The organism is Clostridium aminobutyricum, from assembly GCF_017255415.1.
Classification (GTDB): domain Bacteria; phylum Bacillota; class Clostridia; order Peptostreptococcales; family Anaerovoracaceae; genus Aminipila; species Aminipila aminobutyrica.
The window spans coordinates 839,280-850,737 of the sequence record NZ_JAFJZZ010000001.1 but is presented as its reverse complement, the minus strand read 5'-3'; the positions used below and the strand labels follow the sequence as shown (position 1 = coordinate 850,737).

Below are 11,458 nucleotides of genomic sequence, written 5' to 3'. Positions count from 1 at the left end.
AATTAATTATAAGAGGGTATGGATGTTGAAGGAAATATTAAATAGGGATTATATTGAAAATTTTATTAAATATCATAAAAAAGCAATCGTAAAGGCATGTGCAGGAATATTATTTTTTGCAGCTGCCTTTTTTGTTTTTTGTATTCGAGGAGAAGATGATCAAACAACAAAATTTGAATTGGCGGAAAGTAACGCTCCAGTAATTAAAAATCAAACAGAAGAAGATGAGACTGAGACTGATTCAGCACAGGATGAACAGGAACAAGATCAAGATTCGGTCATTTTTGTTGATATCGGCGGAGCTGTAGAAAAACCTTATGTCTATGAAATGCCAAGCGGATCGAGAGTCTTTGAAGGCATCCAAAAGGCAGGCGGAATGACGGAAGATGCGGATACGAGTACATTAAATTTGGCGCAAGTATTACAAGATCAGGATAAAGTTGTCGTACCAACGAAATCAGATGTTCAATCAAACTCATCAAAAACAAATAACACTGGAATTATAAGAGGATCTACAGGGATAAGCAATGGGAATGAATATGCAGTAACAGGAAATAATAATGACAATCGAATCAATATTAACACAGCAACATCGGAGGAATTGCAGACTCTCTCCGGAATAGGGCCTGCTACAGCTGAAAAAATAATAGTATATAGGCAGGAACAAGGGAAATTTGAAAAAATTGAGGACATTACAAAGGTCAGCGGCATAGGAGAAAAGACCTTTCAAAAATTTAAAACAAAAATTATGGTTTAAAATAGAAAAAACAGTTAAAACTATCTTTAGAGGTGGTTTTATGTTTACAAGAAAAAAAAGCTTTATAAAAAGAAAAGGGTTCTATATTGTGATAGCAGTAGTGCTTGCCCTGGGATATCTAGTAACAGACTGGGGAGGAAGTGTTTCTGAAAATCAAGAAATAAGCACGAATTTGGAAACTCCTACGGATCAACCTTCCACAAAAACAGATCAAGAAACAGTAAATAACGATACAAAACAAAATTTAGATAGTAATATGCAGAATGATGAGCAAAAAGATTCAAGTAGTGAATATTATTTAGTGAAGGAATCAGATGGACTCATAAAAGTTTTTCATTATGACAGCGAGGGAAAAGAAACCTTATTGCGTACAACAGATATACTATTCTCTTTATTGAGTGAAGAAGATCAACAGATGTTCGGAAAAGGTATCATTGTGAATAGTGAAGATGAGTTACTTGAATTATTACAAGATTTTGAAAGCTAGGAGTTATTTTGCATATGAATAATCAAAAAAATCATGCTATTGCGAAAGCGGTAAGTGTATTCTTACTATTGCTTATTGCTGTAACCGGCATTTCCATTGCTGTTAATGGCGGCACAAACACGGAACCGGCACCTGCAACAGTCAATGTACTGACAGAAAAAGTTCTTATTCCCGGAGGACATTCCATAGGGGTTAAGATGGATGTGAAAGGCGTATTGATCGTAGGACTTCAAGAGATCGAGACCATAACAGGTGAAGTTGTAAATCCCGGACTATTATCAGGACTTCAGATCGGTGATACCATTTTAGAGATAAACAGTAAAAAGGTATATAGAGCTTCTGAAGTTCAGGAACTGGTCAATAAGATAAAGGGGGAAGTCCTTCTTAAAATTCAGCGTAAGGATGAAATAATCAACATAACGCTTGATCCTGTTATAGCAAAAGATGATCATATGTATAAGCTGGGAATTTGGGTGAAGGATAAGACTGCAGGTATCGGTACGCTCACCTACTATGACCCAAGCAATAATACATTCGGTGCGTTAGGTCATGCCATTACAGATCCTGAAACAGGAGCCTTACTTCCTGTAGCAGAAGGTGAACTATTAAATTCAAAGGTAGAGTCCGTTAAACAAGGAAAGGTTGGCGATCCTGGAGAAATAAGAGGGATTTTTTATGAGGCAGATAAACCGTTAGGAACATTGGACACCAATACGGAATTTGGCATCTTCGGAAAGATGTATGAAAAAATTGAGAATCCTTTTTATAACCAACCATTGGTAGTAGGGTATCAGGACAGTGTGAAAGTCGGGCCGGCTTATATATTGACGACATTAGATGGTGATAAGATTGAAAGCTATGAAATTGAAATAGAGAAGGTAAACAGACAAAGCAAACCGGATACAAAATCAATGGTGATTCAAGTAACTGATCCTAGACTTTTGCAGAAAAGCGGTGGAATTGTTCAAGGTATGAGCGGCAGCCCAATTATCCAAAATGGCAGGATCATAGGAGCTGTAACCCATGTATTTGTAAAGAATCCACAGAAGGGATATGGCATATTCATCGAGTGGATGCTGCAAGAGGAGAAGTCGAATTCTGTCGAGCAATAGGGATAATTATTTAATATTTCTAATTATTTCTGTTGCATATCCTGCCTAAAAAGTATAAATTAGTATATATGTTAGAGTTTATGCATGAATATTGCTAAAGAATTAATAATCAAGCAGATTATTAGAAATTAAGGGGGATAAGTGATGACGAAAATAAGTGTAGGAATCGCAGATGACAATAAGGATTTTTGTGAAATTTTGAGCGATTACTTTGCTGAACAGGAAAATATTGATATCGCCTTCGTAGCAAATGATGGAATTCAGACTGTAGAAAACATTAAAAAATATTTGCCAGACGTCCTAATACTAGACATGATTATGCCGCATTTAGATGGATTAGGTGTTTTGGAGAACATTAACAGTTTAGAATTAGCTAAATATCCCAAAACCATTATGCTATCCGCTGTAGGGCAAGAATCGATTACCCAAAAAGCTATTAAATTAGGGGCCGTGTATTATGTGGTAAAGCCTTTCAACCTCGGCGTACTGACTAAAAGAATTAACGGACTTTTCGGAGAAGATGAAACGGAGGGAATAACAAAGCTTGCTGTAACAAGAACTGTAGTTAATAATTCCGAAAAGTCAAGCAATGATTTAGAAATTGACATCACAAATATCATTCATGAAGTAGGTGTTCCTGCACATATTAAGGGGTACCAATACTTGCGCGATGCAATTACCATGGTTGTTGATGATATGGATTTGCTTGGTGCAGTAACCAAAGAACTATATCCTGCAATAGCTAAACTGAACAATACCACCCCAAGCAGAGTCGAACGTGCGATCAGGCATGCTATCGAAGTTGCTTGGAATAGAGGAAAAATTGAAACCATTAATAGTTTATTCGGTTATACGGTTCATAACGATAAAGGCAAACCGACCAATTCTGAATTTATCGCAATTATAGCAGACAAACTGAGATTAGAACGAAAAATTTCTTAACTATTTCTTTTTCAGTATTTTTCACTAATAAAAACAATTTATATTATATGTTGGTCGGTATTATTACATAAATATATAATAAGTAACCTATAAGCTCCTTTTATTTATTGGATAACTCCACTAAATAAAAGGAGCTTTTTAATAGGAAACTTGTATATTAAAAAAAGAGCATAGATTGCATCTATGCTCTTGGAATACATATATTCAACTTCTTTTATTTTAGTGTAGTCTCTAATAAATTGTCCCTATAAACAGAGGTATAACCTTGTAAAATGTGAGCATGCGTATCTGTATCCGTGGTACATCTGTAAAAGTGGTAATGACCGCCCAGAACTTTATAGGCTGGGCTTGTTTGTACCGTATAGTGATGCGTATGACCATTACTAGATGACGTTATACCTTCTATATAATGAGAATGATTGGTCGTGTCTTTATCTATACTTGTTTTACCAGAGTATGCATGGTCATGCCTATTTACTAGTGTAGTTGATCCAGCGTAACTATGAGTGTGAAGTTTATTATTTGGCATTATATCACCTCTAATTATAGTATGAAATGATAAAATATCTGTGACATGGGCGAGAATAATGATACCGTTTAGGTACCATTTTGTATGGAGAAAAATGGAGGTTTTAATTTTTGCCGATTGTATAAAATAATACAATTGACAATTTATATCGAAATATTATATAATAAATCCTATCTTATGTGTCAAAACTTATACTCAAAAGTAAAAGAGGTTACTATATATGATTTATGGATATGCTAGCGTTTCCGCAAAAGGACAATTTGAGGCAAAATCTATTGAAGATCAAACGAAATTAATTAAACAGCGGTATCCCAGTGCCGAAATTTTGGTTGAAAAATATGACGATTTGAAAGAACGCCCCTTATTATGCGAATTGATTGACAAAATGTACGGTGGAGATACACTTGTCGTAGCGAAATTGGACCGGCTTTGCAGTACAATTAAAGATGGAATTCTGTTTATTGAGACTGCTATGGAGAGAAACATTCGAGTGAATGTCATAAACATGGGAATGATTGATGCGACCCATAACGGGAAAATGATACTCAATATATTATATGCTCTTGCCGAATTTGAAAAGGCAATGATTATAGAGCGAACTCAAGTGGGCAAAGCCATTGCAAAAACAAAGGAAGGTTTTAAAGAAGGCCGGCCGAAGAAATTTTCCCGAAGTGAAATTGATGAAGCATTAGATTTACTAAAATCGAACAGCTATAAAATAGTAGAAGAAAAAACGGGTATCAGCAAAAGTACGCTGATACGTGCAAAAAGGGCATAAGAAAGTGAATGATAAAATAGAGAGGAAAAACGAAGATGCTGTCAAAAGAAAAAATTGATCGAATTAATGAGCTTGCCCGAAAGTCAAAAGTGGTAGGATTATCAGAAGAAGAAAAAATAGAACAAAACAATCTTAGACAAGAATATTTAGCTAAGTTTAGAGAAAGCTTTAAAGCTCAGTTGGAAAACATTGAAATTGTTGATACCATTGAAGAAGATGTCGAAATTGACATCAAAGTGAATTAATTTAATTAAAAAAAACAGCGGGAAGTAACAAATTTCTCGCCGTTTTATTATTATAGTATTTCTTGTAAATTCAATTACTTACAATAAGGAGAAGAATTATGAAGAAATACAGCAGTCTGGTTGTGATAATGGCTTTATTGATTATCATAATCAGCGTTTTTTCGGGTTTTGCAGATCCATCTGTATCCGGTGACAGCAATGTAGAGCAATTATTGCAGCAGAGGACAAGCATCTTGCAGAAAGCTTTTTATAATCAGATCAGCAAGGAGAAAGCAGAAGAAGCATTAGAGAAGATTGAGACATATCCCTTAATTACCAAAGATATTGAAGAACTGAGAGATTGGGATAATACAGAAATAGATGTTGTAAATTCAATGAAATTTCTTGATATAAAGCAAGAGAAAAACTTATTAGAATATAGTACATATAAAGTCAAAATATTGTGGGAGATGAGCGGTCTGGATAAAGATTATACGATGGAAGGCAATTATAATATTGTCTTAAAGAAGAGTGACGGCTTGTATAAAATTTCTTGTCTAAATGCCATTTAGTCGCGCGTTATTGGCTGCTGATATATATATCATATTTATTTACTAGGTAATGTAAAAAAAATTGTTTATATTTTAAAAAATGTTGGTATAATATTATATCGGGTTTTTAATTTTATATATATAATATAGAAGGAGCTAATTATGCGACAGGTATATCTAGATTATTCAGCAACTACTCCTGTTAAGGAAGAAGTAATGCGAGAGATGATTCCATATTTTACGCAGATGTATGGAAACCCCTCTAGCTTATATACAATTGGTGCAGCTTCAAGAGAAGCGATTGACAAAGCAAGAGTTCAAGTTGCAGAGCTTATCAACGCTCAAGAAAAAGAGATCTTTTTTACATCCGGCGGTACGGAAGCCGACAATTGGGCCGTATTAGGAATAGCAGATTCCTTAAAAAACAAAGGAAATCATATCATCACTACAAAAATTGAACATCATGCGATGCTTCATTCTTGTGAATATCTTGAAAAACATGGCTATGAAGTCACTTATTTGGGTGTAGACTCCGACGGTAGAGTAAATCCGGAGGATTTAAAGAAAGCGATTACAGACAAAACGATTCTCATCAGCATTATGTTTGTTAATAATGAGATTGGAACTGTTCAACCAATTAAGGAACTAGCGGCTATTGCGAAAGAACATGGCATTATTTTTCATACGGATGCGGTACAAGCAATTGGAAATGTACCCATTGATGTGAAGGAGTTAGGTATTGACTTGATGTCCATGTCTGCCCATAAAATTTATGGACCGAAGGGTATCGGGGCTCTTTATATAAAAAAAAGCGTAAGACTGTCCAATTATATGCATGGCGGTGCGCAGGAAAGCAAGAAAAGAGCAGGTACTGAGAATCTACCGGGAATTGTTGGATTCGGTAAAGCTGCGGAATTCGCAAGAGTAAATCTTGATGAACATATCAAAAAAGTAAGTGAACTAAGAGATTATTTTATCAATCAAGTTATGGAAAAAATTGAACATGTAACGCTTAACGGAAGCAAAGAGCATAGACATCCTGGAAATGCAAACTTAACCTTTGAGTACATAGAAGGGGAAGCAATGCTGCTGTATTTAGACATGAAAGGCATATCCGTTTCGACTGGTTCTGCCTGCTCTTCAGCATCATTAGTACCATCTCATGTCCTCTCTGCTTTAGGGATTCCGGTAGAAAAAATCCACGGATCTTTAAGATTTACTATTGGAGAACCTACGACAAAAGAAGATATTGATTATGTAGTAGAAAACTTAGTAGAAGTTGTCAATAAATTGAGAAGCATTTCTTCAGTTTCAAGTGTGAAAGGTTGGTAATATAAACTATGGCAATGTATAATGATAAGGTAATGGATCATTTTATGAATCCACATAATGTCGGAGAATTAGACGATGCAGATGGCACTGGTACTTATGGCAGCCCGGTTTGCGGAGATATGATGCAAATTGGAATTAAAGTGGAAAACGATGTCATCATTGATGCAAGATTTAAAACATTTGGATGCGGATCAGCAATTGCATCCTCCAGCGTAGCAACAGACATGATTATTGGTAAGACAATTGATGAAGCTCTTGCTATTACTAACAAGCAGATTATTGATGAGCTTGGTGGCTTACCGGCAATAAAAATTCATTGCTCTGTTTTAGCAGACCATGCGATCAAGTCCGCTATTTATGATTATGCACAGAAAAACGGTAAAGAATATAAAGGCTTAGAAGGTTTTGATCCGAATGCCGAAGAAGACGAGCACGATCATTGTGGTGTAGAATAAATTCTTACTATTATATATAAAGCCGAAGGGGTTTTCCTTCGGCTTTTAAAATGGAAATGTTAAAATAGGATGATTGCTCTGACAGGACAGACAGGGGCGCAGTAGCCGCAGGTCAAGCAAGCCTTATAATCCATCTCTGCGAGACCGTCCGTATTAAACCGAAGAGCTTTATTGGGGCACCGCTGTATACAAGCTCCGCAGCCTTCACAGTCTCCTGCGTCAATGTGTATTTTTTTATCTTTTATATCAGGCGAGTAGTTTTTGTCAATGGTCCCTTCTACATATTCAATAATTCGGTCAATTTCGTGTTTGTAGCCAAATCCAATCATCATGGATGAAATTCCTTTTAAAGAAGTTACATAATCCAACGCTTCTAAATAGTGACCGGTAAGATTTCCTCCGCCAAAGACTTTCATCGCGAAGACCCCTTTCCCTTCATCGGCATTTTTCTTTATTGCGGCAGCCATGTCTTCCTTTGTCCCCGGATTGAAACCTCTTCGGATACCCATACTTCTAAAATTAATAATCGGGAAAAGGATATCACACTCAGGGATGTTGACCATTTTTTCCGCAACATCAACATGATGCGTAGAAATCCCTATGGCATTGACGAGTCCTTTTATTTTTGCTTCATTCAGATATTCCCATGCTCCCACGCGGTTACTAAAGTCCGGATCGTTACGTACTTCATGCATCAAGAAAATATCGATAACATCCCGATCTAATTCTCTGCGCGCTTCTTCTATAGCTTCTTTCATATCGCTATAAGAAGGACTTAAGCATTTAGAAGCAATGACAGGCTCAAAGTTAGTACCTTTCAACGCTTGCTTCATATAAGGGTATGTCTTATAATATTGTGCCGTATCTAAAAAGTTAATACCGCTTTCAAGCGCATAACGCAGAACCGATGCTCCCTCATTCAAGGATAGATTCAATTGAGTTTGTCCTACCGTTAGTACGCCTAAACCGACGGGCGTCACTTCTAATTTTGTATTTCCAAGAATATTTTTCTGCATAAAACCTCCGAAAAAACATCTTTTAACGTTTTTTTCTTTAATTGTAACATGGAATATGGTATAATATCAGGGTTATTTGTAAAAAAAGTTCAAATGACGAAATCAAAGATTGCTCTTTGCAGATGTTGACTATTAGCCAACAATTAAGGTGCTTTTTTTGATACTACGAAAATATCGGTTACGATATTTTCTACGGAATAAAATTATTTTCGGGAGGAAAATTATATATGGAAAAGTTAGGTCTGAATCAATTGAGAGAAATGTTTCTGAACTTTTATGAAAGCAAGGAACATTATAAGAAGAAGAGTTTTTCACTTGTTCCGGAAAAGGACAAGAGTTTACTGATTATAAATTCAGGAATGGCCCCATTAAAGCCATATTTTGCCGGGCTGGAAACGCCGCCAAGTAAAAGAATGACGACTTGTCAAAAATGTATCCGAACAGGCGATATCGAAAATGTTGGATACACATCGAGACACGGCACTTTTTTTGAAATGCTTGGAAGCTTTTCTTTTGGTGATTATTTTAAGACCGAATCCATCACATGGGGATGGGAGTTTATCACTCAGGTACTAAAAATGCCGGAAGATAAAATTTGGGCAACCATTTATGAAGAAGACGATGAGGCTTTTACTATTTGGAAAGAAGTTATCGGTATGCCAGTAGAAAGAATCGTCCGACTCGGCAAAGACGATAATTTCTGGGAAATTGGTACAGGCCCATGCGGACCTTGTTCTGAAATCTATTTTGACAGAGGTGAAAAATACGGCTGCGGCAGTGAAGATTGTAAACCCGGCTGTGACTGCGACCGATATATCGAGTTCTGGAATCATGTATTTACTCAGTTTAGTAAAGAAGAAGACGGAACCTATTCCAATTTGGCACATCCAAATATTGATACAGGTATGGGCCTCGAGCGTCTGGCTTGCATCATGCAGGGTGTAGACTCTATTTTTGACATTGATACGATCAAATATATTTTAGATGCAATTGTGGCTAAATCAGGCGTTCAGTACGGGGACGGTCAATTTCCTACGGATGTTTCCATTCGAATTATTACAGATCATATCCGTTCGGTAACCTTTATGATCGGAGACGGTATTATTCCAAGCAATGAGGGGAGAGGCTACGTATTAAGAAGACTGCTGCGAAGAGCCGCTCGGCATGGAAAGCTTTTAAATATTGAAGGTGCTTTCTTGGCAGAAATCTCGAAAAAAGTGATCGAAGCTTCCGGACAGGCATATCCTGAATTGGAAGAAAAGAAAGATTATATTTTTAAGATTATTACGATTGAAGAAGAAAAATTCAGTACAACTATTGATCAAGGTACGGCCATTATCGCTCAGTATGTAGAAGAATTAAAGGCAGAAGGACAGACCGTTTTATCTGGCGAGAAGGTATTTAAGCTGCATGATACGTATGGTTTCCCGCTGGAATTGACACAGGAAATTTTGGAGGAAAACGGGTGCAGTGTAGATATTGAAGAATTTGACGAGCACATGAACAAGCAGAAGGAAACGGCAAGAGCTGCAAGAAAATCTGCTGAAGAAGACGGTTGGGCTGAAGACAATCTAAGTGTGAGCATGGAAGGAACAACTGAATTTACCGGTTACGAAAAGGTGACAGATCAAGGAGTTGTAAAAGCGATTATTTCTGCTAAACCGAATGCAGCCTCTGTGGGAGAAGGGGAAGATGCTAAGATTTTCTTAGACAAGACTCCTTTCTATGCAGAAAGCGGCGGACAAATTTATGACTGCGGAACCATTTACAACGACGGCTTTATGGCGGAAGTGCTTGATGTCACCAAAGTACAAGGAAACTTTGCCCATAAAATTAAAGTGTTGAAGGGGCAGTTACATGTCGGTGATACCGTTACTGCGGCAATCTCTGTAACCAATAGAAACAGCATTGCAAGAAACCATACGGCTACGCATTTGCTGCAAAAAGCATTAAAAGAAGTAGTGGGAGATCATGTACATCAGGCAGGTTCCAGCGTGACGGCGGAGGGACTTCGTTTTGACTTTAGTCATTATGAGGCAGTAAGCAAAGAACAGCTTGCAGCAGTAGAAGAGCTGGTAAACGATAAGATCCTACATTTTTTACCTGTAAAAGTGGAAGAAATGTCTATGAAAGAAGCTGCAGACAGCGGAGCAACAGCATTGTTCGGTGAAAAATACGGGGATACAGTACGAGTTGTATCGGTCGGTGATTTCAGTAAAGAACTTTGCGGAGGAACGCATGTAAGCAACGCCGGATTGATCGGTGCGCTTCGGATTGTCAGCGAAACCGGAGTAGCAGCGGGTGTTCGAAGAATCGAAGCGGTGACCGGATTGGGTGTTCTTAAAAAAGTGGAGGAATCCGAGGAATTAATTCATGCTGCTTCGGATATACTAAAAACAAATAGGTCCGGTGTGTTAGCAAAGATTACCAACATCTCTGAAGAAGCGAAGTCTTTAAAGAAAGAACTGGAGGACTTAAAGAAGAGTGCAATCAGTTCTTCACTTGATTCCATTTTGGCGGAAGCAAAAGAAATCAAGAATGTAAAGCTTCTTACAAAAGCGTTTACAGATTATGATATCAATGATCTTCGTGCCATATCAGATGATATCAAGAAGAATAATAAAGGCGTTATCGTTGTGTTTGCTTCTCAGGTTGGCGAAAAAGTCACGTTCATGGTATCTGTAACAGATGATTTATTGGAAAAAGGTTACCATGCAGGAAATATGATTAAGCAAATTGCAGCAGCAGCAGGCGGCGGCGGCGGCGGAAAAGCGGATATGGCTCAAGCTGGTGCAAAAGATGCTTCTAAAATTATGGATGCATTTAAAGTGGCTGAATCGCTTATTTAGTTTTAAATATTACAACAATATTAAATAAATCGTTTTTAGTTGTTTTATGATTGGCAATTTGTGTATAATATATTATAAGAAAGAAGGTGAGTAGGATTGGATAGAAATACCATAATGTTTAACAGTTTAGAAAAAAGCGAACAAAAGACTACAGAAGATATATTGAAGACGGTATATGATGCTTTAGAAGAAAAAGGTTATAATGCAATTGACCAGATGGTGGGCTATATTCTTTCAGGAGATCCTTCCTACATAACTGGTCATAATAATGCTAGAAATATCATAAGGCACATTGAGAGAGATGACTTGGTAGAAGAACTATTAAGAGCATTTTTAAAGAAATAGCAGATTTCTTTAAAGAGGCTTACTCGAATTTATAGAAATATCGCTTGCGATTTTCTGCATATGAAGTGGTAAGGGCGGACG

Annotated in this window: 13 protein-coding genes; 11 read left to right on the top strand and 2 right to left on the bottom strand. The window is 37.0% G+C overall.

Translation table 11 applies throughout. The features are described 5' to 3' along the window. Positions 1-22: 22 nt before the first annotated feature. The 4 genes from JYB65_RS04165 to spo0A all read left to right on the top strand — a co-directional run bounded on the left by JYB65_RS04165 (position 23) and on the right by spo0A (position 3,298). Complete coding sequence (locus JYB65_RS04165) at positions 23-757, top strand: helix-hairpin-helix domain-containing protein (RefSeq protein ID WP_206581345.1); 735 nt, start codon at positions 23-25, stop codon at positions 755-757. Positions 758-797: 40 nt separating this feature from the next. Continuing rightward, a complete protein-coding gene (locus tag JYB65_RS04160) occupies positions 798-1,244 on the top strand; it encodes a BofC C-terminal domain-containing protein (RefSeq protein ID WP_206581344.1) in 447 nt (148 codons plus the stop codon). 14 nt (positions 1,245-1,258) lie between these two features. Beyond that, positions 1,259-2,356, top strand: coding sequence for a SpoIVB peptidase (gene spoIVB / locus JYB65_RS04155; protein WP_206581343.1), 1,098 nt, complete (start codon positions 1,259-1,261; stop codon positions 2,354-2,356). 144 nt (positions 2,357-2,500) lie between these two features. Beyond that, the gene (gene spo0A, locus JYB65_RS04150; RefSeq protein WP_206581342.1) at positions 2,501-3,298 is read left to right on the top strand and encodes a sporulation transcription factor Spo0A; all 798 of its coding nucleotides are present in this window, start codon (positions 2,501-2,503) and stop codon (positions 3,296-3,298) included. A gap of 214 nt (positions 3,299-3,512) precedes the next feature. Here the strand turns inward: spo0A and JYB65_RS15265 are convergent, their stop codons facing one another. Continuing rightward, complete coding sequence (locus JYB65_RS15265) at positions 3,513-3,962, bottom strand: YmaF family protein (RefSeq protein ID WP_425331113.1); 450 nt, start codon at positions 3,960-3,962, stop codon at positions 3,513-3,515. A gap of 85 nt (positions 3,963-4,047) precedes the next feature. Between JYB65_RS15265 and JYB65_RS04140 the strand changes: the two genes are divergently transcribed. The 5 genes from JYB65_RS04140 to nifU all read left to right on the top strand — a co-directional run bounded on the left by JYB65_RS04140 (position 4,048) and on the right by nifU (position 7,167). Further along, complete coding sequence (locus tag JYB65_RS04140; protein WP_206581340.1) at positions 4,048-4,605, top strand: recombinase family protein; 558 nt, start codon at positions 4,048-4,050, stop codon at positions 4,603-4,605. 35 nt (positions 4,606-4,640) lie between these two features. Beyond that, positions 4,641-4,850, top strand: coding sequence for a DUF896 domain-containing protein (locus JYB65_RS04135; protein WP_206581339.1), 210 nt, complete (start codon positions 4,641-4,643; stop codon positions 4,848-4,850). 98 nt (positions 4,851-4,948) lie between these two features. Beyond that, positions 4,949-5,401, top strand: coding sequence for a hypothetical protein (locus JYB65_RS04130; RefSeq protein WP_206581338.1), 453 nt, complete (start codon positions 4,949-4,951; stop codon positions 5,399-5,401). A 141-nt stretch (positions 5,402-5,542) separates the two neighbouring features. Then, on the top strand, positions 5,543-6,712 hold the full coding sequence (nifS, locus tag JYB65_RS04125; RefSeq protein ID WP_206581337.1) for a cysteine desulfurase NifS: 1,170 nt from the start codon (positions 5,543-5,545) through the stop codon (positions 6,710-6,712). 14 nt (positions 6,713-6,726) lie between these two features. Then, on the top strand, positions 6,727-7,167 hold the full coding sequence (nifU, locus tag JYB65_RS04120; protein WP_425331118.1) for a Fe-S cluster assembly scaffold protein NifU: 441 nt from the start codon (positions 6,727-6,729) through the stop codon (positions 7,165-7,167). 59 nt (positions 7,168-7,226) lie between these two features. On the opposite strand, the gene JYB65_RS04115 is transcribed toward nifU, so the two are convergent. Continuing rightward, complete coding sequence (locus JYB65_RS04115; RefSeq protein ID WP_206581335.1) at positions 7,227-8,183, bottom strand: aldo/keto reductase; 957 nt, start codon at positions 8,181-8,183, stop codon at positions 7,227-7,229. A gap of 227 nt (positions 8,184-8,410) precedes the next feature. On the opposite strand from JYB65_RS04115, the gene alaS reads away from it, so the two are divergent. Together alaS and JYB65_RS04105 are read left to right on the top strand one after the other, a co-directional pair. After that, positions 8,411-11,032: an alanine--tRNA ligase gene (alaS, locus tag JYB65_RS04110; protein WP_206581334.1), complete on the top strand. Its 2,622-nt coding sequence runs from the start codon at positions 8,411-8,413 to the stop codon at positions 11,030-11,032. 114 nt (positions 11,033-11,146) lie between these two features. Next, on the top strand, positions 11,147-11,377 hold the full coding sequence (locus JYB65_RS04105; protein WP_206581773.1) for an IreB family regulatory phosphoprotein: 231 nt from the start codon (positions 11,147-11,149) through the stop codon (positions 11,375-11,377). Positions 11,378-11,458 lie beyond the last annotated feature (81 nt).